The sequence below is a fragment of the Mesorhizobium silamurunense genome (genome assembly GCF_014843905.1).
GTDB lineage: Bacteria > Pseudomonadota > Alphaproteobacteria > Rhizobiales > Rhizobiaceae > Mesorhizobium > Mesorhizobium silamurunense.
The window spans coordinates 99,792-123,249 of the sequence record NZ_LPVS01000029.1 but is presented as its reverse complement, the minus strand read 5'-3'; the positions used below and the strand labels follow the sequence as shown (position 1 = coordinate 123,249).

At 64.7% G+C, this 23,458-nt stretch carries 19 protein-coding genes and 1 pseudogene; 9 read left to right on the top strand and 11 right to left on the bottom strand.

All coding sequences use genetic code 11. The features are described 5' to 3' along the window. Positions 1-40 precede the first annotated feature (40 nt). A complete protein-coding gene (locus AU465_RS07885; RefSeq protein ID WP_192245587.1) occupies positions 41-838 on the top strand; it encodes an ATP-binding cassette domain-containing protein in 798 nt (265 codons plus the stop codon). Next, positions 835-1,884 (top strand): ABC transporter permease, encoded by a 1,050-nt coding sequence (locus AU465_RS07880; RefSeq protein ID WP_192245585.1) that lies wholly within the window; start codon positions 835-837, stop codon positions 1,882-1,884. Before AU465_RS07885 ends, AU465_RS07880 begins: the two co-directional genes overlap by 4 nt. Before the next feature lie 9 nt (positions 1,885-1,893). Here the strand turns inward: AU465_RS07880 and AU465_RS07875 are convergent, their stop codons facing one another. Next, entirely contained in the window at positions 1,894-4,566 is a 2,673-nt protein-coding gene (locus AU465_RS07875; RefSeq protein ID WP_192245583.1) for an ATP-dependent helicase, read from the bottom strand. A 181-nt stretch (positions 4,567-4,747) separates the two neighbouring features. Between AU465_RS07875 and AU465_RS07870 the strand changes: the two genes are divergently transcribed. Continuing rightward, on the top strand, positions 4,748-7,066 hold the full coding sequence (locus tag AU465_RS07870; RefSeq protein ID WP_192245580.1) for a glucose/quinate/shikimate family membrane-bound PQQ-dependent dehydrogenase: 2,319 nt from the start codon (positions 4,748-4,750) through the stop codon (positions 7,064-7,066). Between the two features lie 17 nt (positions 7,067-7,083). Here AU465_RS07870 and AU465_RS07865 read toward each other — a convergent pair whose 3' ends face one another. Continuing rightward, positions 7,084-7,521, bottom strand: a complete 438-nt coding sequence (locus AU465_RS07865; RefSeq protein WP_192245578.1) for a hypothetical protein — start codon at positions 7,519-7,521, stop codon at positions 7,084-7,086. A gap of 259 nt (positions 7,522-7,780) precedes the next feature. Between AU465_RS07865 and AU465_RS07860 the strand changes: the two are divergent. Further along, a pseudogene (locus AU465_RS07860) lies at positions 7,781-8,711 on the top strand (dienelactone hydrolase family protein). 9 nt (positions 8,712-8,720) lie between these two features. Here AU465_RS07860 and AU465_RS07855 read toward each other — a convergent pair. After that, the gene (locus AU465_RS07855) at positions 8,721-9,638 is read right to left on the bottom strand and encodes an EamA family transporter (RefSeq protein ID WP_192245576.1); all 918 of its coding nucleotides are present in this window, start codon (positions 9,636-9,638) and stop codon (positions 8,721-8,723) included. 88 nt (positions 9,639-9,726) lie between these two features. Between AU465_RS07855 and AU465_RS07850 the strand changes: the two genes are divergently transcribed. Beyond that, positions 9,727-10,203, top strand: a complete 477-nt coding sequence (locus tag AU465_RS07850) for an Lrp/AsnC family transcriptional regulator (protein ID WP_192245574.1) — start codon at positions 9,727-9,729, stop codon at positions 10,201-10,203. On the opposite strand, the gene AU465_RS07845 is transcribed toward AU465_RS07850, so the two are convergent. Together AU465_RS07845 and AU465_RS07840 are read right to left on the bottom strand one after the other, a co-directional pair. Further along, positions 10,189-10,404, bottom strand: a complete 216-nt coding sequence (locus AU465_RS07845) for a hypothetical protein (protein ID WP_066990849.1) — start codon at positions 10,402-10,404, stop codon at positions 10,189-10,191. The genes AU465_RS07850 and AU465_RS07845 overlap by 15 nt on opposite strands. A 144-nt stretch (positions 10,405-10,548) precedes the next feature. Beyond that, positions 10,549-11,034: a thioesterase family protein gene (locus AU465_RS07840; protein WP_192245571.1), complete on the bottom strand. Its 486-nt coding sequence runs from the start codon at positions 11,032-11,034 to the stop codon at positions 10,549-10,551. Positions 11,035-11,199: 165 nt separating this feature from the next. On the opposite strand from AU465_RS07840, the gene AU465_RS07835 reads away from it, so the two are divergent. Then, a complete protein-coding gene (locus AU465_RS07835; protein WP_192245569.1) occupies positions 11,200-12,618 on the top strand; it encodes an FAD-binding oxidoreductase in 1,419 nt (472 codons plus the stop codon). A 12-nt stretch (positions 12,619-12,630) separates the two neighbouring features. Here AU465_RS07835 and AU465_RS07830 read toward each other — a convergent pair whose 3' ends face one another. After that, positions 12,631-13,599, bottom strand: a complete 969-nt coding sequence (locus AU465_RS07830; protein WP_192245567.1) for a Dyp-type peroxidase — start codon at positions 13,597-13,599, stop codon at positions 12,631-12,633. Positions 13,600-13,811: 212 nt separating this feature from the next. Between AU465_RS07830 and AU465_RS07825 the strand changes: the two genes are divergently transcribed. After that, complete coding sequence (locus tag AU465_RS07825) at positions 13,812-17,780, top strand: AsmA family protein (RefSeq protein WP_192245565.1); 3,969 nt, start codon at positions 13,812-13,814, stop codon at positions 17,778-17,780. A 52-nt stretch (positions 17,781-17,832) separates the two neighbouring features. Here the strand turns inward: AU465_RS07825 and AU465_RS07820 are convergent, their stop codons facing one another. Beyond that, positions 17,833-18,264: a MarR family winged helix-turn-helix transcriptional regulator gene (locus tag AU465_RS07820; RefSeq protein ID WP_192245563.1), complete on the bottom strand. Its 432-nt coding sequence runs from the start codon at positions 18,262-18,264 to the stop codon at positions 17,833-17,835. A gap of 186 nt (positions 18,265-18,450) precedes the next feature. Between AU465_RS07820 and AU465_RS07815 the strand changes: the two genes are divergently transcribed. Further along, positions 18,451-20,253 (top strand): chloride channel protein, encoded by a 1,803-nt coding sequence (locus AU465_RS07815; RefSeq protein ID WP_192245561.1) that lies wholly within the window; start codon positions 18,451-18,453, stop codon positions 20,251-20,253. Positions 20,254-20,259: 6 nt separating this feature from the next. Here AU465_RS07815 and AU465_RS07810 read toward each other — a convergent pair whose 3' ends face one another. The 4 genes from AU465_RS07810 to AU465_RS07795 form a co-directional block, all read right to left on the bottom strand. Continuing rightward, the gene (locus AU465_RS07810) at positions 20,260-20,487 is read right to left on the bottom strand and encodes a ribbon-helix-helix domain-containing protein (RefSeq protein WP_192245559.1); all 228 of its coding nucleotides are present in this window, start codon (positions 20,485-20,487) and stop codon (positions 20,260-20,262) included. Between the two features lie 9 nt (positions 20,488-20,496). Next, positions 20,497-20,694, bottom strand: coding sequence for a DUF4169 family protein (locus AU465_RS07805; RefSeq protein ID WP_192245557.1), 198 nt, complete (start codon positions 20,692-20,694; stop codon positions 20,497-20,499). A 9-nt stretch (positions 20,695-20,703) separates the two neighbouring features. Further along, a complete protein-coding gene (locus AU465_RS07800) occupies positions 20,704-21,240 on the bottom strand; it encodes an SspB family protein (RefSeq protein WP_192245555.1) in 537 nt (178 codons plus the stop codon). Between the two features lie 117 nt (positions 21,241-21,357). Further along, positions 21,358-22,041 carry a TetR/AcrR family transcriptional regulator gene (locus AU465_RS07795; protein WP_192245553.1) on the bottom strand — a complete coding sequence of 228 codons (684 nt, stop codon included), beginning with the start codon at positions 22,039-22,041 and terminating at the stop codon, positions 21,358-21,360. 208 nt (positions 22,042-22,249) lie between these two features. Between AU465_RS07795 and AU465_RS07790 the strand changes: the two genes are divergently transcribed. After that, entirely contained in the window at positions 22,250-23,455 is a 1,206-nt protein-coding gene (locus AU465_RS07790; RefSeq protein WP_192245551.1) for a multidrug effflux MFS transporter, read from the top strand. The last annotated feature ends 3 nt before the right edge of the window (positions 23,456-23,458 follow it).

The window sequence follows — 23,458 nt, the reverse complement described above, 5'->3', positions numbered from 1 at the left end:
GGCAAGCGGCCGGCAGACAGACAATTCAAGCGGGGATCGCATGGGCGAACGCATCATCGAACTGCGCGACATCAAGAAGTCCTATGGCCAGGTCTATGCGCTGGGCGGGGTCAATCTCAGCGTCGATCGCGGCGAGGTGGTCGGCCTGATCGGCGACAACGGCGCCGGCAAGTCGACGCTGATCAAGATCCTGTCCGGCGTGGTCAAGCCGACCAGCGGCGAGATCCTCGTGCGGGGCAAGCCGGTGACCGGATGGAGTGCCGCCCGCTCGCGCGACGCCGGCATCGAGACGGTGTTCCAGGACCGAGCGCTCGCTGTCCAGCAGACGATCGTGCGCAACATCTTCATGGGCCGCGAGCTGACCGGCTTTCTCGGCTGGCTCAAGGTCGGCAAGGAGATCGAGGAAGCGAGTCGGCTGATGCGCGAGATCGGCTTCACCTCGAAAGTGTTCACCCCGCAGTCGATCGTCGGCCAGCTTTCGGGCGGCGAGCGCCAGGGCGTGGCGATCGCGCGCGCCATCTACAAGCAGGCGGAGCTGATCATCCTCGACGAGCCGACGACGGCGCTGTCGCTGACCGAGACCGCCAAGGTCTTCCATTTCGTGCGCCAGGTGCGGGCGAGCGGCCGCTCGATCCTGTTCATCGGCCACAACATCCACCATGTCTTCGACATCGCCGACCGTTTCGTGGTGCTCGATCGCGGCAAGGTGGCGCTCGCCGCCGACCGCAGCGAGGTCAAGTCGGCCGAAGACCTCATCAACTTCATGGAAGACGTCGCACACCCTGGCGGCTTGCCGGGGCTGCACGGAGCCGGGGAAGCGGAGCAGAGAGCGCGATGAGCAAGGCCATGGAACCCGATCTGCAGACTCCTCTCGGCAATCCGCGTGGCCAGGCCAGCGGAAAAGAATGGGCGCATCCGTCCGACAACTGGCTGCGCGGCTTCGTACTCGACAACCGCGCGGCCCTCGGCACGCTTGCTGTGTTCATCGTCATGATGGCGGTCTTCATGATCGCCAACCCGACCGTCTTCACCACCTGGTATCTCTATAGCTCCGTGCTCACCACGCTGCCCGTGGCGCTGTTCGTCGTCGTGCCGCTGGTCTTCGTCGTCACCTGCGGCGAGATCGATTTGTCGTTTCCAGCGACCATGGGCTTCGCCTCCTGGGTCTTCGCGCTGGTCGTGCAGGCCGGCTACGATCCGTTCCTCGGCATTCTCGCGGCGCTCGTCACCGGCACGCTGCTCGGCTTCCTGGTCGGGTCGCTGGTGGTCTATGGCGGGCTGTCGTCGCTGATTGCCACGCTCGGCATGAACTTCCTGTTGCGCGGCCTGATCCAGATCATCAACGAAGGCAAGTCGACGGCCCTCACCGGCCTCGCCGACAGCTCAGCCTATGCGATCTTCTCCAGCCAGATCTGGGGCATCCCGGTGCAGATCTTCTGGGCGATCGCCTTCGTCGTGTTTTCGGCGCTGCTCTACAACCGCCATCGCTTCGGCGCGCAGGTGAAGGTGGTCGGCGACAATCCGGACAGCGCCAAGCAGATGGGCATCGACGTCAAGCGCGTGCGGGTGAAAGTGTTCGTCTTCGTCGGCATCGGGGCTGCGATCGCCGGCACCTTCTCGGTGATGATCAACTTCACCTGGTGGCCGACGGCCGGCGACGGCTACCTTCTGCCGGTGCTGGCATCGGTGTTCGTCGGCGGCACGCCGACCTGGGGCGGCATCGGCACGGTGGTCGGCGGCGCGATCGGCGCGGTCACCGTCTCGTTCATCCAGACCGGCGTGGTGGCGGCGGGCCTGAGCGGATTCTATGTGCAGTTCTTCAACGGGCTGATCATCATCCTGTCGCTGCTCGGCCACAAATGGAACCAGGCACGCTATCGGTGAAAGGATTGCTCAAACCCCGGTGACGAAGCCGTCCAGCACGCGTTTCTGGCCGGCCTTGTCGAAATCGATGGTGAGCTTGTTGCCGTCGATCGCGGCAATGTTGCCGTTGCCGAATTTCTGGTGGAACACGCGGTCGCCGACGATGAAGGCGGATGGCGTGTCGGCGACGGACTTGGCGACCAGCTGGCCCTCGATGGTGCGGCCCTTCACGGAAGTGCGGCCGGCGCCATAGCCGGAGTCGGTCTCGCCATAGCCGATGCGCTCGACCTGATGGCCGGAGCGGGTGCCCCAGTTGCGGTCGGTCGCCTCGGTACGGTTTGCTTGTGCGCGCTGCCAGCCGGGCGTCGCATAGGTGTTGGAGAAGCTGCCGGATTTCTCGGCGCCGATATTGTCGAAGCGCGAGGCGCCGTAGGGGTTCTGCCGCCGGCCGCCGCGGCTCGAGGCGAATGAGCCGCCGCCGTAAGGATTGCCGTAGCCGCCATAGGAATTGCCGCCGTCGGCGACATCGACATGGGTTTCCGGCAATTCATTGACGAAGCGCGACGGGATCGTCGACTGCCACAGGCCGTGGATCTGGCGGTTGGAAACGAACCAGATGTGCAGGTTTTTTTTCGCCCGCGTCAGGCCGACATAGGCAAGGCGACGCTCTTCCTCGAGGCCCGAGCGGCCGCCTTCGTCCAGCGCGCGCTGATGCGGGAACAGGCCTTCCTCCCAGCCGGGTAGGAACACGGTCTCGAACTCGAGGCCCTTAGCCGAATGCAGCGTCATGATGCTCACCGCATCTTGCGACTCGCCCTGCTCAGCCTCCATGACCAGCGCCACATGCTCGAGGAAGCCACGCAGCGACTCGTACTCCTCCATGGAGCGGATCAATTCCTTGAGGTTTTCCAACCGCCCGGGCGCTTCCGCCGAACGGTCGTTCTTCCACATGTCGGTGTAGCCGCTCTCCTCGAGGATGGTCTCGGCAAGCTCGGTGTGGGGCGTGGTTTCCAGCGCCTTCTGCCAGCGCTCGAAATTGGCCGCGACCTCGCGCAGCGCCGCGCGCGGCTTCGGCTTCAGCTCGTCGCTTTCGGCCAGCGTCGCGGCGGCCTCCAGCATCGGGATGCGCAATGTCCGCGCCGTGTCGTGGATCTGGCGGATGGTGGCTTCGCCCAGCCCGCGCTTCGGCACGTTGACGATGCGTTCGAAGGCGAGGTCGTCGCCGCTGTTGGCAACGACGCGGAAGAAGGCCAGCGCATCGCGGATTTCCAGCCGCTCGTAGAAACGCGGACCGCCGATGACGCGGTAGTTGAGGCCGAGCGTGATGAAGCGATCTTCGAAGGCGCGCATCTGGAAGGACGCGCGCACCAGGATCGCCATGTCGTTGAGATTGTGCTTCTGCCGCTGATAGGCCTCGATCGCGTCGCCGATGGCACGCGCCTCTTCCTCCGAGTCCCAGGCGGCATGGACATGCACCTTGTCGTCCTCGGGATCGTCGCGGTCGGTGAACAGCGTCTTGCCGAAGCGCCCCTCGTTGTGGGCGATAAGATGCGAGGCGGCGCCGAGAATATGCGCGGTTGAGCGGTAGTTGCGCTCCAGCCGGATGATGGTGGCGCCCGGGAAATCCTTGTCGAAGCGCAGGATGTTGTCGACCTCGGCGCCGCGCCAGCCGTAGATCGACTGGTCGTCATCGCCGACGCAGCAGATGTTTACGGGCGACGTGCGCGGATTTCCCTCCCTCTTGAGGGGAGGGTGGCCGGGCGAAGCCCGGTCGGGTGGGGTCCTAGCGGCAGTGCTCGACGCTTTGGTGGTGCCTTCTGCGGCGACCCCCTCCGTCCGCTTCGCGAACACCTCCCCCTCAAGGGGGGAGGAGGATTGCGGCCGCTGCGCCAGCAGTCGCAGCCACATGTACTGCGCGGTGTTGGTGTCCTGATACTCGTCGACCAGGATGTATTTGAACTTGCGGTGATAGTCCTTCAGCACGTCCGGATAGGCGCGGAAGATGCGGATCGGGTGATAGAGCAGATCGCCGAAGTCGCAGGAATTCAGCATCTGCAGCCGTTCCTGATAGGCCTTGTAGAGCTGGCGGCCCTTGCCGTTACCGAAGCTGCGCGCGTCGCCTTCGGGCCCGAGGCCCTTGTTCTTCCAGTTGTCGATCATCTGGGCGAACTGCTTGGCCGGCCAGCGCTTGTCGTCCAGCCCCTCGGCCTGGATCAGCTGCTTGATCAGCCGCACCACGTCGTCGGTGTCGAGGATGGTGAAATCGGATTTCAGCCCGGCAAGCTCGGCGTGACGGCGCAGGAGCTTGACGCCGATCGAGTGGAAGGTGCCGAGCCAGGGCATGCCCTCGACATTGCCTTCGCCGATCAGCAGGCCGATGCGCTGCTTCATCTCGCGCGCGGCTTTGTTGGTGAAAGTGACGGCGAGAATCTGCGAGGGGAAGGCCCTGCCGGTGGCAAGGATGTGGGCGATGCGCGTGGTCAAGACCCGCGTCTTGCCGGTGCCGGCACCGGCCAGCACCAGCACCGGACCCTCCGTTGTTTCAACGGCTAGGCGCTGCTCCGGATTGAGGCCGTTGAGGTAGTCGGGCGCGCGGGTCTGCGCGCTGCGTGCGGCCATAGCGCGCGCGGCAATGCCGGACGGGGCCGCGGGCCGCGCATTCGGTTCGTCGAAGAAGGGCATGTCTTCCGAAAAGCCGGACATCGCCCCCGAATGTAGTGATTCGGCAGCGAAAGGCCAGAAGCGTCTACGTTTTGTTCCATTTTTGCGCTGCCCCGCTTGCTTGACAGGCGCTGCCGGTGAGGGAAAGGTGCCGGCAGGACAGGGGCGGCACGCCGTTTCCTGAGAGGCGCCGCAAGCGCGCAACAGTCGAAGGAGTATCATCTTGGCTGTCACCATCACCTCCCTTGTCCTCCTCCTCATCGGTCTGGCGCTTGGCGGTGGCGGCATCTGGCTCGTGATGCTGGGCGGCAGCTGGTACTACGCAATTGCCGGTCTCGCTTTCCTGGTCACCGCCTGGCTCGTTCTCCGCCGCCGATCGACAGGGCTCTGGCTCTATGCGGTGTTCGTGCTCGGCACGTTGTGCTGGGCGGTGTGGGAGACCGGCTTCGACTGGTGGCAGCTCGGTCCGCGCGGCGGCATCATCGTCCTTGTCGCGCTGTGGTTGCTGACGCCATGGGCAAGAAAGGGATTTACCGGCCCAGACGGACGCGCGCCGCTGATCCTGGCGGTGCTCGCCTCGCTTGCGGTGGCCGGCTACTCGATGACTGCCGATCCAAAAGACATCGGCGGCACGCTCGACACCGACAAGGTGACGCCGACGGCCAACCTCGGCGGTGACGTGCCCCCAGGCGAATGGCACTTCTACGGCCGCACGCCGTTCGGCCAGCGCTATTCGCCGCTCGGCCAGATCACGCCGGACAATGTCGCCAAGCTGCAGCCGGCCTGGACCTACCGCACCGGCGACGTGAAAGGTCCCGACGACATCGGCGAGACGACCTATCAGGTGACGCCGCTGAAAGTGGGCGATGCGCTGTTCATCTGCACGCCGCATAATTTCGCCATCGCCATCGACGCCGCGACCGGCAAGGAGAAATGGCGCTACGATCCGAAGATCAAGCTCGATCCCAACCGCCAGCACCAGACCTGCCGCGGCGTGTCCTATTACGCCAATGCAAAGGTCGCGGCCGGACAGCCCTGCGCCGCGCGTGTCTACCTGCCGACCTCCGATGCCAGGCTGATCGCGCTCGACGCGGCGAACGGACAAGTGTGTCCGTCCTTCGCCGAAGGCGGGACGCTGAACCTCATGGCCAACATGCCTTATCCGAAGTCGGGCTACTATTATTCGACCTCGGCCCCGCTGATCGTCGCCGGCAAGATCATCGTCGGTGGCGCGGTCAACGACAATTATTCGACCGACGAGCCGTCCGGCGTCATCCGCGCTTATGACGCCGGCACCGGAGCACTGCTGTGGAACTGGGATTCGGGCAATCCGGATCAGACGACGCCGCTGCCGGCCGGGCAAAAATACACGAACAACTCGCCCAACATGTGGTCGACGGCGAGCGCCGACGAGAAGCTCGGCCTGCTCTACCTGCCGCTCGGCAACCAGACGCCCGACCAGCTCGGCATGGGCCGCAGCGCCAATGTCGAAAAATTCTCCTCCTCGATCACCGCGCTCGACCTCAACACCGGAAAAATGCGCTGGGTTCGGCAGCTTGTGCATCACGACCTGTGGGACATGGACGTGCCGGCGCAGCCGACGCTCATCGACATCACCTCGGCCAACGGCGCGGTCGTGCCGGCGCTGGTCGGGCCGACCAAGCAGGGCGACCTCTATGTCCTCGACCGGCGCACCGGCGAGCCGATCATTCCTGTGAAGGAAATGCCGGCGCCGGGCGGCGCGATCGAAGGCGACCATGCATCGCCGACACAACCGGAATCGGGGCTTTCGTTCAATCCCAAGCCGCTGACGGGCGCCGACATGTGGGGCATCACCATGTTCGACCAGCTGGCATGCCGGATCGCGCTCAGGAAATTGCGCTACGAGGGGCGCTACACGCCGCCCTCGCTGCAGGGCTCGCTGATCTATCCCGGCAATTTCGGCGTCTTCAACTGGGGCGGCGTCGCGGTCGACCCGGTGCGGCAGGTGATGTTCGGCATGCCGACCTACCTCGCCTTCACGTCGAAGCTCATTCCGCGCGCGGACGTGCCGCCGCCAGGCACCGATACGAAAGGCAGCGAGCAGGGGCTCAACCGCAACGAAGGCGCGCCTTACGCGGTGGTGATGGGCCCGTTCCTGTCGCCGCTCGGCATTCCTTGCCAGGCGCCGCCCTGGGGCTATGTCGCCGGCGTCGACCTCAGGACCGGCCAGATCGCCTACAAGCATCGCAACGGCACCGTCTACGACATGACGCCGCTGCCCCTGCCGTTCAAGGTCGGCGTGCCGGGCATCGGCGGGCCGATGATGACCGCCGGCGGCGTTGCCTTCCTGGGCGCCGCGGTCGACGATTATCTGCGCGCCTACGACCTTACCACCGGCAGGCAGCTCTGGCAGGCAAGGCTGCCGGCGGGCGGGCAGTCGACGCCGATGACCTACACGGTCGCCGACGGCCGCCAGTTCGTGGTCATCGTCGCCGGCGGCCACGGCTCGGTCGGCACCAAGCCGGGCGATTATGTGATGGCCTACACGTTGCCGAAATAGACGAGGGTGTCCGAACTTCAGAGGCTGAGATGGCTCCTCAGGCTGGGCACCTGGCCGAGCACCTGGTTGGTGAGATCCGGGCCGGCGGCTGCTTCGGCCTGCTTGATCAGGGTCTCGCCGGCCTGACGGATCTGCGCCATATCGAGGCCCGACTCTTTCAGCACCGCGACGCCGTTGATCAGCGCGCCGGCCTTTTCGCCGAGTACGCCGCCAAGCGCTCCCTGCAGCGACGACAGCAAGCCGCCGCCTGAACCGGGCGCGGCGCCGGCGGCCATCACATCGTATTTTTGGGCCAGCGCACCGGCGCCGGGGATCTGGTCGAAGAACGACGAAATGCTGGTGCTTTCCGCTTCATGCTCGAGCACGGAGAAGATGGTGCCGACGACCTTTTCGGTAGTCGCCTGATCAAGTCCGGCCTTCGAGGAAACGGTGTCGATGATGTCCTGGACGTTCATGGCATTCCCCTTTTTGTCGTTCGGATCGGTGAGGCCGCATCCGCAGCTTCCCGTCCCAGTGTGAAAGCACCATCAACGCTTTCGGAAATGACCAAAATGTGATGAGCCTACCTGGCTCATCATCGCCGCGGCGGACAGATTCGCGACGGCTATACGGTTTCGTGGCGCGTCACCTGTCCGTGACTGGACCGTGCAACTCTCTCCCCTATCTTGCGCAACAACCAATCCAGCCGTCCCAATCCAGCCGTCGAGGAGAGCCATGACCGAACCTGTCGCAAATCCCGTCATCACCCAGGCGATGATCGATGCCTATGACGAATACACGCATCTGACGCTCGACCGACGGCGCTTCATGGAGCGACTGACCCGGCTCACCGGATCGGGCGCCGCGGCCGCGGCAATCGCGCCGATGCTGGTGGCGAATTCGGCCAAGGCGGCGATCGTCGCCGAGGACGATCCGCGTGTGAAGGGCGAGGACATTACCTATCCCGGCAGTAGCGGCGAGATGAAGGGCTATCTGGTCAAGCCGGCGAACCGGTCAGGCAAGCCGGGGACTGTCATCGTCGTCCATGAGAACCGGGGGCTCAACCTGCATATCCGCGATGTCTCGCGGCGCTTGGCCCTGGAAGGTTTTGTCGTGCTGGCACCGGACTTCCTGTCGCCGCTCGGCGGCACGCCGTCCGATGAGGACAAGGCGCGCGACATGTTCACCAAGCTCGACTCCAAGCAGGTCGCGGCCGACGGCGTGGCGACGGTCGCCTACCTCAAGGGCTACAAGGATGGCAACGGCAAGGTCGGCGCGGTCGGCTTCTGCTGGGGCGGCGGCACGGTGAACACGCTCGCCGTCAATGCGCCGGACCTCAGCGCCGGCGTCGCCTACTACGGCATGCAGCCAAAAGCCGAGGATGTGCCAAAGATCAAGGCGGCGCTGCTGTTGCATTATGCCGGGCTGGACGAACGGATCGACGCCGGCATCGATGCCTACAAGAAGGCGCTCGATGCCGCGCTTGTCGAGGATCGATGCCTACAAGAAGGCGCTCGATGCCGCGCTTGTCGAGTACACCGTCTATGTCTATGACGGCGTCAACCACGCCTTCAACAACGACACCTCGGCTGCGCGCTACGACAAGAAGGCGGCCGATCTGGCGTGGGGAAGGACGATCGCGTTTCTGAAAGAGAAGCTGGTGTGACCGAGCGACTTAGGCATCGGCCGCGGGCTTGTGCATGGCGACGCCCGCCACAACCAGCGCGATGCCGAGGCAATCGGTGAGGCTCGGAACCTGCCGCAATACGACGACGCCGATCAGCGTCGCGGTGAGCGGCAGCAGCGAGAGCATCAAGGCGAAGCTCGCGCGCGGCAGCCGCGCCATGGCGAGCTGGTCGCAGATATAGGGGATCACCGAGGAGCAGATGCCGACGCCGATGGCGGCGATCAGCAGTTGCGGGGCCGAAAAGGCCGGTAACGCCTCGCTGAAGCCGATAGGCAATACGACGAGGAAGGCGATGGGCATGGCTGTGCCGAGGCTGGCAATGCCTATTCCGGTCTGGGCGATGCGGTGGCCCAGCACGATGTAGCCGACAAACAGCGCGCCGTTGAGAAAGGCCCAAAACAGGCCGACCGGATCGCTGGACCATTTGATATCGATCAGCAGCATGGTGCCGGCGACGGCGATGGCGAGCGCCGCGAAATTGCGCCGGCTCCTGAGGCCGACGAGCGCGACACCGATCGTGCCGACGAATTCGATCGCTGCCACCAGCGAGATCGGCAGGCGGTCGAGAGCCAGATAGAAGGCGCAGTTCATCACCGCCAGGCAGGCGCCGAAAGCCAGCAGAAGCAGGCGGGCCGAGCGGTCGGCGCGCGCGAAGACCGTCCACGGCTTGGTGAGCGGCGCGAAAACGAGCGCGGCCGTGGCGATACGCAGCCAGGCCATGCCGAGCACTCCGACCTGAGCGAACAGCAGCACGGCGAAGGCCGGCCCGAGATAGTGGAAGATGGCGCTGACGCAGAACCAGACATGCGGCGGCAACGCATCGGCCAGTCCAGCGAGGGCAGGACGCGCGGCGTCGATGTCGCCAGAGGCCTGGGTTGTTGCACGAACTTGCGCTTCGGAATTCATGCGCTCATTATCGCAGGCGAATTTCACAGTTAATATGGACGATGAATGGCCTTGATGGCTTTTCACTTGCTGAAGAAAGAGAATTCTCTTGAAACGCCTTCGAAATGAAAATGTCGACCTGGATGCGGCGGACCTGAAGATCCTGCGGCTCCTGGAAAAGGATGCGCGCACCAGCACGGCGGAGCTGGCGCGTGCCGTCGGGCTGTCGGCGCCGAGCGTTGCCGAACGTATCCGCAAGCTGCAGGAGAACGGCGTGATCGAGGCCTATACGGTGAGGATCAATCCGGCGGCGCTCGGCATGAAGCTGTCGGCATGGCTGCGGATCCGGCCGGTGCCCGGGCAACTCGCCGTCGTGGCCGGGATCATCCGCGAGTTGCCGGAAATCGCGCAATGCGACCGGGTGACCGGCGAGGATTGCTTCATCGCGCTGGCGCATGTCGGCTCGGTTACGGAACTCGAGCGAGTGATTGACAAGATCATTCCCTATGCGATGACCAACACCGCCATCATCCAGTCGTCGCCGGTCGAGCCGCGCTCGCCGCTTGGCAGTTTAAGGGAGCGCTGAGGGCTCAGTATGACCGCGCCTCATGCGCGCCTGCTTGAGAATCGCGCGCCAGCGGATCATGTCGAAGGGTATAGGCTCGTTGTTGTTGGCGATGTGAAAAATCTCGTTGTTGACGTTCTTCAGCGATCGCCAGAAATCATAGTCGGTAATGCGTGGATCGGCCGCCAACCGCTCCACTTCGACCTTGATGTCGGTTTTCATGCACTTGCCTCGCACCGCATTCCGTCTGCCGCCCGCGCGTAACCCGGTACGGCGGTTTTCGAACGCGTCACTGAGTCGTTCAACGGACGGACGTGACTTGTTCACGTTAAAACCTTGGTAAGGTTAACGCGGGTGCCGGGCTTTTCAAGCGCTCTTGCGTTTGATGCCGATCGACCGGCCGGCACGCTCCGGCGTCGGCAGCGCGGCGTGGGCAGCGCGCATGGCTTCAACCTGTGCCATCACATCGGCCGGGAAAGGAGCGACCTTCGGCCCGGCCATGTCGACATGCAGCGACAGCGATTCGGATGTTGCGGCCAGCCAGCCGTCGACGTGGCGAATCTCCTGGTAGACTCTGAGCCGCTTTTCGTCATGGTCGATGAGCTGGAACGAGACGTTCACCTTGTGGTCAAGGTGAAGCTCCTGCACGTAGCAGACATGGACCTCGGCCGTGTAGATGGTGAGGCGGCGCTCCTTGGCATAGTCCGGCCCCATGCCCATCATTTCGAAAGCCTCGTCCGAGCAGCGATCGAACAGCACGTTGTAATAGGCCATGTTGAGATGGCCGTTATAGTCGATCCAGTCCTTCTCGATCGCCATCGGCTTGGAAATGATCGGCGCAGGCATTGGCATCTGGTTTTCCTTGATCGTCGCTGGACAGGGCGTGGCTGGTGAGGTTCTCTTTGTTCTGGCGCAATTCCGGACGGAAAACCGCTTCACACTTTTCCTGGAATTGCTTTAGGCATCATCCATAGCTGCATAGCAAGAGTGGCCGCTGGTCCATTCGCGGAGGAATTCATGGCTTTGAGCGACCTCAATCCCGTCGAGCGCAACGAGGAAGGCATCGCCGCCGTGCTCGGCATCCTCAAGCAACAGTTCGGCGAACGTTTCCAGACCGGCGCGGCGATCCGCGGCCAGCATGCGCATACCACCACCTATATCCCGACCCAGGCACCGGACGGCGTCGTCTTCGCAGAAACCACCCCGGAGGTGCAGGAGATTGTGCGCGCCTGCGCGGCGCACCGCGTGCCGGTCATCGCCTTCGGCGTCGGCTCCTCGCTCGAGGGCCATACCAATGCGCCGGGCGGCGGCATCTCGATCGACACCTCGCGGATGAACCGCATTCTCTCGGTCAATCCGCAGGATCTCGACTGCACGGTCGAGCCAGGCGTGACGCGCGAGGACCTCAACCGGCATTTGCGCGATACCGGCCTGTTCTTCCCGATCGATCCCGGCGCTAATGCCTCGCTCGGCGGCATGGCGGCGACGCGCGCCTCCGGCACCAATGCCGTGCGCTACGGCACCATGCGCGAGAACGTGCTGTCGCTGACCGCGGTGATGGCCGACGGCGAGGCGGTGACGACCGGCAAGCGGGCGAAGAAAAGCTCGGCCGGCTACGACCTGACCCGGCTGCTGGTCGGCTCGGAAGGCACGCTCGGCATCATCACGTCGCTGACGCTCCGCCTGCAGGGCATTCCGCAGGCGATTTCCGGCGGCGTCTGCCCGTTCCCCAGCCTGGAGGCGGCCTGCAACACGGTGATCGCGACCATCCAGATGGGCATTCCGGTGGCGCGCATCGAACTGGTCAACGCGCTGCAGATGCGGGCGATGAAGACCTATTCGAAGCTCGACTATCCGGAGAGCCCGTGCCTGTTCGTCGAATTCCACGGCAGCGATGCCGGCGTCGCCGAACAGGCGGAGACCTTTGGCATGATCGCCGAGGAGCAGGGCGGCGGGCCGTTCCTATGGACCAGCGTTGCCGAAGAGCGGACAAAGCTCTGGAAGGCGCGGCATGACGCCTACTGGTCGTCGCTGACACTGCGTCCCGGCGCCAAGGGCCTGTCCACCGATGTCTGCGTGCCGATCTCGCGGCTCGCCGAATGCGTCACCGAGACCGAGGCCGACATCGCCGAGATGTGTCTGATCGCGCCGATCGTCGGCCATGCCGGCGACGGCAATTTCCATGTGCTGGTGCTGATGGATGTCGACAACCCGCAAGAGATCGCGCTTGCGGAAAAATTCGTCGCCAGGCTCAACATGCGCGCGATCGCCATGGAAGGCACCTGTACCGGCGAGCATGGCATCGGCCAGGGCAAGGTGGGCTTCCTGCGCCATGAACTCGGCCACGGTGTCGATGTCATGCGCACCATCAAGCAGGCGCTCGATCCGCTGAACATCATGAACCCGGGCAAGATTTTGCCGGCGGCGGGACGATGAAGTTGCCGCGAGCTACTCCTGCGCTCCCTCGGCGAGCTTCTGCAGCGTAGGTCGGGTGGGCGCGAAGAAGGTCGTGCCGGTGTGCGGCGTCGAGAAATCGAGCAGCCGGTCGTAAGCGCCGGGCGGCTCGCCGACATACATGCGCTGCAGCATCTTCTCGATCACCCACAGATAGCGGGTGTAGCCGATGAAGTAGGTTCCGAATTCCTTCTGCCCCGGCCGGCCGAAAGGCATGTTGTCGCGCAGAATGTCGTATTCGTTGCCGGCGTCGTCCTCGATCGTGGCCAGCGACTTGTGCGACTTGCGCGGCTTGTCGTCGTCATCGATCTCGATGTTGTCGATCTTGGTGCGGCCGATGATCTCTTCCTGGAGGTGCGTCGGCGTTTCCGCCCAGGCGTCGAGATCGTGCAGGTATTTCTGGACGACGACATAGCTGCCGCCGGCAAAGCCGGCATCCTCGTCGCCGACAAGGGCCGAAGCGGGCAAATCGAGGCCGGTCGGGTTGGCCGTGCCGTCGACGAAACCGAGCAAGTCGCGCGCGTCGAAATAGCGAAAGCCGGTAACCTCGTCGACGACGGTGACGCTGCTGCCCAAGCTGTCCAACAGGATGCGCTCGAACTCAAAGCACATATCGGAGCGTTCGGCACGGATGTGGAAGAGGAGGTCGCCAGGCGTCGACGGCGCCGAATGGACCGGCCCCTTGACCGGCGCAAAGGCTTTCAGCTCGCGCGGTTGCCAGTCCGGGGAAAGACGCGCCCAGAGGCCAGCGCCAATGCCGGCGATGCACGACAATCGGCCGGACAGGTCGCGGAAGCCGACATTCTTGACGAGGTCGTCAAGCCCGCCGAGCACGAAGGCCACCTTCGAGAGGGCCACTTGATCGCTGCCGACCGTGACGACGAGGAAGACCGAGGCGAGCGACAGCGGGGCATCGATGCTCTGCGCATCGATCGGCACCCTGTCCCAGTTCTTGCCTGACATCGGGAATGCTCCGCGTTTGACGATTTGGTTCAGATGATCGCGGCCGGGCATGGCCGCTTGAGGCAGGTGCGTTCCAAAAAGGATATCGCGACCGCGAGCGGTTGCGCAACAATGGTCGTTACCCTGGATTGGCGGGCGAACAGGGCCGAATTGCCTCTTTATCGACACGCGGATGCGGGTAGAGTGCGGCTGACTTTCAATCCGGGGAGAAAATGCTCGCACGCCTGTTCGTGATCTTCGGTGGGCTGTTCGTGCTGGTGCTGTGCGCGGCGCTGGTGGTGCCGTATTTCATCGACTGGACCGGCTATCGCGCCGATTTCGAGCGCGAGGCGAGCACCATCCTCGGCCGCAAGGTGACCGTCAAAGGCGATGCGACCGCGCGCCTTCTGCCGTTTCCTTCGGTGACCTTCTCCAATGTCGAGGTCGCCGGCGGCCCTGACCGCCAGCCGGCGATGACGATGGAGACCTTCTCCATGGATGCGGAGCTTGCGCCTTTCCTGCGCGGCGAGCTGCTGATCTTCGACATGCGGCTGGTGCACCCGAAGGCGACGATCGACGTCGCCGGCGACGGCACGGTCGATTGGGCCATCCGGCCGTCGACGCGCTTCGATCCGGGCCAGATCGCGATCGAGAAGCTGACGGTGACCGAAGGGCAGATCGAACTGCGCCATGCCGCCGGCGGGCGCAGCCATTTTATCTCCGAGATCAACTCGACCATTTCGGCCAAGTCGCTTGCCGGCCCATGGCGGATGGACGGCACGCTGCGCTTCGACGGCCTGCGCACGGAAGTCTCGGCCTCTACCGGCAGGGTGGAAGCAGACGGCCAGATGCGGCTCAGGCTGAAGGCCGATCCGGATGCCTATCCGCTGGTCATCGAGACCGACGGCAATGCCGGCATCGTCAAGGGCGCGGCAGTCTATTCCGGCCAGTTCAAGATTTCTGGAGCCGACAGGAACTCGGCCGAATTGCGTGGTACTGACGGCGAACCTGTGAAAGTCAGCACCGGCAAGCCCGATCCTGGCTTCCGATTGAACGGCAAATTCGCTCTCGACCATCAGAAGCTCGGCGTCGACGAATTCCGCTTCGAGACCGGGCCGCTCGACAATCCCTACACCGCCGATGGCAAGGCGTCGGTCGATCTCGGCCTCAAGCCGCATTTCGCGATCGAAGCGAGCGGGGCGCAGGTGCAGTTCGACGAGGCGGTGGGCGCATCCGCTGGAACCGGGCTGACGCTCGATCAGCGCATCGCGGCATTCGAGCAGACGCTGCTGCACATGCCGAAGCCGACGATACCGGGCACGGTCGAGGTCAGGCTGCCGGCGGTGGTGGCGGGCGACACGACAGTGCGCGACGTGCGGCTTTCGGCGGAGCCGGTCGAGGGCGGCTGGTCGGTGAAGTCGCTTGCCGCGACACTGCCGGGCCGCGCGACGCTCGAAGCCGACGGCATGCTGAGCGTCGAGGACCATTTCGGCTTCACGGGCTCCCTGCTGCTTGCCGTCGGACAGCCCTCCGGTTTCGCGGCCTGGCTGTCGAAGGATGTCGACGACGCGATCCGCCGTCTGCCGGCGGCAGGGTTCAAGGCCAAGGTCGATCTCAGCGCGAACCGGCAGTCCTTCAGCGATCTCGAGCTCATCCTCGGCAAGGCGAAGTTCTCGGGCAGCATCGATTCCAGCCAGCCCGATGGCGCCAGGCCCTCGGTGCTGATGCGGCTGGAAGGCGGCGAGCTCGACGTCGACGGGCTGGCGGCTTTCGCCTCGATCTTCGTCAGCGACAAGGGCGCCAACCGTTTCTCCGACCGCGACCTCGATTTCCAGATCAAGGCGGGCCCGGTCAGCGCCGGCGGCCTGACGGCCGACACGGTGGATACGGCGTTGAGGCTGCGTGAGGGCCTGCTCGAAATCGACCGGCTCTCGGTCGGCGGGCTTGCCGGCGCCTCGATCAGCGCCACAGGGCGTATCAAGGACTTTCCGGAAAGCCCGACCGGCAAGCTCGACGCATCCGTCGTGGCCGTGGATCTCAAGCCGCTCATCGATGTCGCGGCACAGCATTATCCGGACAATCCGGTTCTGAAGGGTCTGGCCACCCGTGCGGCTGCTTATCCCGAATTGTTCCAGGACGCCCGTGTCGACCTGGTAACCAGTGCGGCCGACAATGGCGACGGCACTACCGGGCTCGCGCTCTCCGCGCAAGGCAAGGCCGGCGGCTCCGCCTTCTCGGCTTCGCTCTCGGGCAAGGGCACTGCGGCTCGGCTTCTGGAGGCGCCGGTCGCGCTGACCTTCAACGCTCGCAACCAGAACGCCGCCACGCTGCTTGCGCTTTATGGCCTGCCGGCGCTGCCGCTCGGCATGCTTGGACAGGCGACCACCGATCTTTCGGCGAAGGGCTCGTTGAGCGGCGGTCTGGCGACCAGCTTCAATCTCACGGCTGACGATTTCAGGGCGAGCTTCGACGGGACCGTCGCCGAGACGCAGCAAGGCGCCACCGCCAAGGGCAAGGTCAATCTCGACGCCGCCGATATCGAGCCATGGCTGATGACGACAGGCGTCGGGCTGCCGGGCATGGGCACCGGCACGTCGGCATCGCTCGCCGCCGATGCCGATTTCGGCAATGGGCTTCTGGTGTTGAGCGGACTGACCGGCGCGATCAACAAGGCCGCAGTGTCGGGCGACGTCAATGTCGACGGCAAGGATGGGCTGCCGCATCTTGCCGGTGCGCTGGCACTCGATGAGCTCGACCTCGATCCGCTGGCGGTGTCGCTGTTCGGCGATCAGTCCTTCCTTGCCGCGAAAGGCGGCGGCTGGCCAACCGCGCCGTTCAGCCAGAAGTCGACCCTGCCGTTCAGCGCCGATCTCGACCTCAACACGGCGGCGCTTGCCGCCGGACCGTTCGCCACCGCGCATGACGCGGCGCTGTCGCTGAAGCTCGACCGGGAAGGCATCCATGTCTCGGACCTCAAGGCCAAGCTCTACGGCGGCACGCTGACCGGCCTGTTTGAGCTGAAGAACACCGACGGCACCGGCCTGTTTTCGGGGCAGTTGAAACTGGCCGGCAGTGATCTTTCCACAGTGCTGCCGGGGTCAGGCATCGGCGGCAGCGGCGACATTTCGGCAGCGCTGTCGACCAGCGGCAAGTCTGTGGATGCGATGATCGCCGCCCTGTCCGGGTCCGGCACGGCGGCGCTGAAGGGACTGGCCATCGCCGGCATCAATCCCGATGCCTTTGCCCCTGTCATCGCTAAGGCCGATGCAATCGGACGCGACATCGATGCCGCCAAGACCGCCGGCTTCGCGCCTGAGATCGCCGGCGAGGGCAGTTTCACGGCCGGTGACACCGACATCGCCTTCACCGTTGCCAACGGCACGCTCCGGGCGCCGCCGATCAGCCTCGACAACCCGGCAGCGACACTGTCGGCGGACGTGATGGCTGACCTCAGCACCAGCACCGTCACAGCAAAGGGCGCGATCACCTATCGACCAGGCGACGAGGCGCTGGTCGGCTCCGAACCGGCCGTGAATTTCAGCCTCGCCGGCGCGCTCGGGGCGACGGCGCCCCAGTTCGACAGCGCGCCGTTGGCGCAGTTCCTGACCCAGCGCGCGCTGGAGAAAGAGCAGCAACGGGTCGAGGCGATGCAGGCGGCGCTGCTCGAGAAGCAGAGGCTGCGGCGCGAGGTGCGCTACTACGCTGCCCTGCAGACGGAGCGCGACCGGGCGGCCGAGGAATTGCGCCGGCAAGAGGAGGAGGCGCGGCAGAAAGCCGAGGCCGAAGCCAGGGCGAAAGCCGAGGCAGAGGCGCAGGCAAAAGCGGAAGCCGAGGCGAGGGCCAAGGCGGAGGCCGACGCCAAGGCTCAGGCCGAGGCTGAGGCACGCGCCAAGGCGGAGGCTGATGCCAAGGCAGAAGCGGAAGCCGACGCTAAGGCAAAGGCAGAACAACGAGCAACTGACGAAGCGGCGAAGGCCCAGGCCGAGGCGGAGCGCAAGAAGGCGGAGCAGGCGAGGCTGGAGGCCGATCGCAAGAAAGCCGAGCAAGCGAGACTGGAAGCAGAGCGCAAGGCGACCGAGCAGGCGCCGAAGGCCGACCGGTCGCTTCCCGGCGTCAACGACAGTTCCGCTCCAGAGTCGCCGAAACCCAAGGCCAACCCGTTCACGATCGACAATCTGCTGAAATCGCTGGACGGCGGTTGAGGCCTATCCACCGAAGCCGCGGGTCTGGCATTCGGCCGCGCCGCCTTGTCGATTAGGACGGCTCCTGACGAAAGAGCAGGCGCCTGAGCATAGGCTCGATCCGCGAAAGCTCGTCGAGATGGGCGGCCGACAATTCGGCCAGGCGATCGTCGGCGAGAGGGGTAAGTTGCAGCAGCACGCGGCGGTGGTCGGCCTTGTCCTGATCCCTTATGACCAGTCCGGCCTCGCTCAGCCGGTTCACCAGTTCGACGGCGCTGTGGTGGCGGATGCGCAACCGCTCCGCCAGATCGCCCACCGCCACAGGTCCGCCGCCGGGATAGCCCTTGATCGCCAGCAGCGCCTGGTGCTGGCGCGGGGTCAAGCCCGCCTCATTCGCCTGAAGCTGGCTGAATTCGAGGAAGCGGCGGATCAGGTAGCGGAACTCCGACAGCCGCTGGTAGTCGGCCTGGCTGATGGCGGGACGTGGTTTCTTCGGCGGCGTCATTCTCCGACTTATGGCCCTTTCCGGCCAAAGCTCAACTCTCATGAAGCTAGGGGCCTAGTGCGATCCATGTCCAAAATGACGCGGATCGATGATCGAGAAACGCCCTTGATGAATTATATCGTAGTACGATATGTAGCGGCCCGACACCGGACGGCACTCGCGCCGCCAGAAAGCTCAGGCTCCCCAATGAAATCCGCTCACGCCGGTAATGGCCATCTTCGCGACTTCACCACCGATCCAAGGGTGTTGCTCATCGCCGCGATAGCGGTCGTGGTCGCGACCGCCGGGCTGTTTGCCGGCATCGTGCTGCTGAAGCTCATCCGGCTTGCCACCAACATTGCCTATTTCGGCCAGTTCACGTTGGCCGAGCTCAGGCTCGAGGACACGCCGCTCGGCTATGCCGCCGTGATCGTACCCGTGATCGGTGCGCTCATCGTCGGGCTGATGGCGCGCTTCGGCAGCGAGAAGATCCGCGGCCACGGCATTCCCGAAGCGATCGAGGCAATCCTGCTCGGGCGCTCGCGGCTCGACGCCAAGGTTGCGGTGCTGAAGCCATTGTCGTCGGCGATCTCGATCGGTTCCGGCGGACCGTTCGGTGCCGAGGGCCCGATCATCATGACCGGCGGCGCGATCGGCTCGCTGATCGCGCAGATGCTGCCGGTCAGCGACAATGAACGCAAGACGCTGCTGGTGGCGGGCGCGGCTGCCGGCATGACGACCGTCTTCGGCACGCCGATCGCCGCCATCATGCTTGCCGTCGAACTGCTGCTGTTCGAATGGACGCCGCGCAGTTTCATCCCGGTCGCCGTCGCCGCCATCGTCGCCGAGGTCGAACGCACCCTGCTGCATCTGCCGGGTCCGATCTTCCCGTTTTCGGGCAGCATGGAAGCATCGATCGCCGGATTGGGCGGCTGGGTGCTGGTCGGCATTGCCTCCGGGCTTCTTTCGGGCCTGCTGACGCAATTGGTCTATGCCTGCGAGGACGCCTTCCAGAAACTGTCAATACACTGGATGTGGTGGCCGATGATCGGCGGCCTCGTGGTCGGCATCGGCGGATTGATCGAGCCGCAGGCGCTCGGTGTCGGCTACGACAACATCGCCAATATGCTCGATGGCCGCGTCGTCGCGACCGCGGCGCTGACGCTTCTGGTGGTGAAGGCCATCATCTGGTCGGTGGCGCTGGGTTCGGGAACGTCAGGCGGTGTGCTGGCTCCGCTGCTGATCATGAGCGGCGCGATGGGCGCGGTGCTGGCCGGCATCCTGCCCGAGGCGACGCCGGACTTCTGGCCGCTGCTGGCGATGGCCGCGACCATGGGCGGCACGATGCGCGCGCCGCTTACCGCGACCTTCTTCGCGGTCGAGCTCACCGGCAACACCCATATGCTTGTCCCGCTGATCGCGGCCTGCGCAACCGCGCATGCCGTCACCGTGCTGTTGATGAAGCGATCGATCCTGACCGAAAAGGTGGCGCGGCGCGGACATCACCTCGTCCGCGAATACCGCGTCGATCCCTTCGCGCTGACCAGGGTGCGCGAAGTGATGACGGCCAAGGTCGAGAGCGTGCCGGCGACGATGACGCTGCATGGCGCAGCCGCATTCCTCACCGCGCCGGACACGCGGCATCCGAGCTTCCCCGTGATCAACGAAGACGGACATGTGCTCGGCGTCATCGATCCGCCGGCGATCCTACGCTGGCGCCGCGCCGGCAAGCACCGTAAGACGACGCTCGGCGAGCTTTTAACCGGCAGCAAGGTCACGCTCGCCTATCCGGACGAGTATTTGGAAGGGCTGTCCGACAAGCTGCTCTTGGCTAACGTCTCGCATCTGCCGGTCGTCTCGCGCGAGGATGCACGGCTCGTCGGCTATATCGGCTGGAAGGACCTGATGCGAGTGCGGTCGAAAAAGCAGGCGGAGGAACGCGACCGTTCGGCCCTGCTCAGCTTCGGCGCCAAACGCAAGACGCAGCAAAGCGTCGGCGACCCGGTCTGAGGCCGGTCAAGGCGACTTGCCGCCGCGCTTTGCCCAGGCCAGCACGTAGAGCCTCAGCGCGGAGGAGAGGTTCGCGTCGCGTGTTCGCGTTTCGTCGATCTCGGCAACAAGGGCCGCCAGCGAAATCGAGCGCTGCGCCGCGATCGTGACGAGGTCATCGTAGAAAGGTTGCTCCAAGGAAAAACTAGTGCGGTGGCCGCGGATCGTCACCGAGCGCTTTTCGACCGCGGCCATCGGAGGCGCTCAGCGTCCGTCCGGATCGCCGGGCTTCTCGCGGCGATGGCCGTCCATGAATTTTTCCGTCCTGTCGGACGTCAGCCAGTCACGCTCGCGCTCGGCCTTGGAGCGGCCGTGCAATGCCCGGTTCTCGCCGGCCAGGCGTTCCTTCTCGATGCGCGCTTTCTGTTTGCGGGCCCGGCGGAGATTGACGACTTCGCCCATTCTCCCGGCTCACTTCTTGCGAAAAGCGTCGAGCGAAACCACCTCGGCGCTCTTGCCGCCGGTATCGGCGACGGCCGGCTTCTTCTCGGCCTCGGTGGTCTTTTTCTTCGATTCCGGTTTCTTTTCGGCCACGACGGCAATCGGCAGCTCCGGGGCCGGCGCTGCGTCGTCGTCTTCCGCGGCATTGTCCGCCTTGACGTCGAATTCGAGCTCGAAATTCACCGAAGGATCGTAGAAACCGCGCACGGCGGAGAAGGGGATCTCGAGCTTTTCAGGCACGTCGGAGAAGGAGAGCCCCACCTCGAAACCGGCATCCGTCACCTTCAGGTCCCAGTACTGGAACTGGATGACGATGGTCATCTGCTCCGGATAACGCTCGCGCAGCCGCGAGGAAATGCGCACGCCAGGCGCGCCGGTCAGGAAGGTGATGAAGAAATGATGGTTGCCCGGAAGGCCTGTGCGCGCGACCTCGGCCAGGACCTTGCGCATGACGCCGCGCAATGCCTCCTGGGCCAGAATGTCGTAGCGGATGTGGTCGTCGGCCATGTGACGGTCGGGTTCCGTTGAATCGTCCGCATAGCTGTAATCAAGCTTGAGCGCGGCGTAAACCGCATATAGGCGCCCAACGCCGAGGCCAAGAGGGGGTGGCGGCGATTTGATCGCTCAGGCGTGGGTGAGGGCGGCCTGCCTGACGGAGGTTGTTTTCCGCGAGCCGAAAGCGCGGAGGAAGGTGCGCACACCGTTGGTGGCCGAGCGCAGCACTTCCTCTTCGGTCGGCATGCCGCCGAGCATGAAGGTTATCTGCAGCTCGGCGTTGACAAGCGCGAGGAACTGGCGCGCCGCCACGTCCGGATCGTCGATCGACAGGTGCCCGGCATAGGCAAGCCGCGCGAAGCGGGCGGCAAGCGCCGACCAGGTGCGGCCCGGCCCCTGTTCGCGCCACTCGGCAAAAAGCTCCGGATAACGCTCGCCCTCGGCCTGGATCAGCTTGCGCAGGAAGCGGCCGTCGCGGTTGCAGATGCAGTTGCGGTTCATGCGCACCGCGAAGGCGACAAGATCGGATTCGAGGTCGGCGGGCTGATCGGGGAAGGTGGCGATGGTGGCGAATATGCCGGCATTGCAGCGTTCCGTCAGGTCGCGCACGACCGCCATGAAGAGCTTTTCCTTGTCGCCATGGTGATTGTAGACGGTCTGGCGCGAGACGCCGGCCTCGGCCGCGATCAGGTCGATATTGGCGCCGGCATAGCCTTCCCGGCAAAAAACCGAAGCGGCCGCATCGACCACCGATGTGCGCTTGGCCTCATGGCTGCGTGGCGGGAAAGTGTCAGGAGAAACGCCGGGCTTCATAAAAATCTATATAGTGGTGATTGACGAATTGGACAAGCCTGTCTAAATTTGTGGACACAACAAAGGGAAGTCCGCTCCCCGAGAGACGAATGAATTCGCTCTAGAGGCGAATGAACTCGCCCTCAGATGTCGGATTTCCACGGGATGGAACGTCCTGGGGTAGACGCCGATCTTCGCGGCGCCAACCAGATTCGAAAGAAGCCCTATCATGAGTCCCAAATTCCTCCGCATCGCGGTCGTGCTCGGCTTGTTGTCCGCAATCGGCCCCTTCGCGATCGATATGTATCTTCCCGCGCTGCCCTCGATCGGTGAGGATCTGCACGCTGGCACGGCTGCCGTGCAGATGAGCCTCTTGATCTTCTTCCTGTCGATGGGCTTCGGCCAGATCGTCGTCGGCCCGATCTCCGACATGGTCGGGCGCAAGCTGCCGCTTTATGCCGGCCTCGCGCTGTTCATGGTCGGCGGCGTCGGCTCGGCCATGGCGCCCTCCATCGAATGGTTGATCGCCTTCCGCTTTCTGCAGGGGCTCGGCGCCAGCGCCGGCATGGCCATTCCGCGCGCCATCGTGCGCGACCTGCACACCGGCAACGAGGCCGCAAAGCTGATGTCGCTCCTGATGCTGGTGTTCTCGGTCTCGCCGATCCTGGCGCCGCTGACCGGCAGCCAGATCATCGAGAGTTTTGGCTGGCGCGCAGTCTTCTGGACCGTGACGGGTGCCGCGGCTTTAGCCACCATCCTGCTCGCGACTTCGCTGAAAGAGACGCGGTCGGTGGAGGAGCGCGCCAACTCGTCTTTCGGCACGGCGCTGGCGGGTTACCGCTACCTGATGGGTGACCGCAACTTCCTCGGCCTGGTGGCGATCGCCGGCTTCGGCATTGCGAGCTTCTTCGTCTATCTGTCGAGCTCGTCCTTCATCCTGATCGACCACTACGGCCTGTCGCCGTCGGTCTACAGCGTCTTCTTCTCGATCAACGCGGTCGCCTTCATCGGCATGTCGCAGTTGACCGGAATGCTGGCGGACCGCTTTGGTTTGAAGCGGGTCGTCTGGGTGGCGGTGACCGGCTACGCCACGGTGATGGTGGCGCTGTTCGCGATCATGGCTTCCGGCGTCGACCGGCTCGACGTGATGGCGGCGCTGCTCTTCGTTGGCTACGGTTTCCTCGGCTTGGTCATCCCGACCACTTCCGTGCTGGCCATGGAAGAGCATGGCGAGATCGCCGGCACCGCCTCGGCGTTGATGGGCACGCTGCACTTCGCCATAGGTGCGTTGGCCATGGGCGTAGCGGGCCTCTTCTTCGACGGCACGCCGCTGCCGATGGTTGCCGGCATCACGCTTTGCGCGGTGATTTCGTTCACGCTGGCCAAGGTGACTCTCGGCCGCACGCGGGAAGCGGTCGAAGCGCCGGCGGAGTAAGAA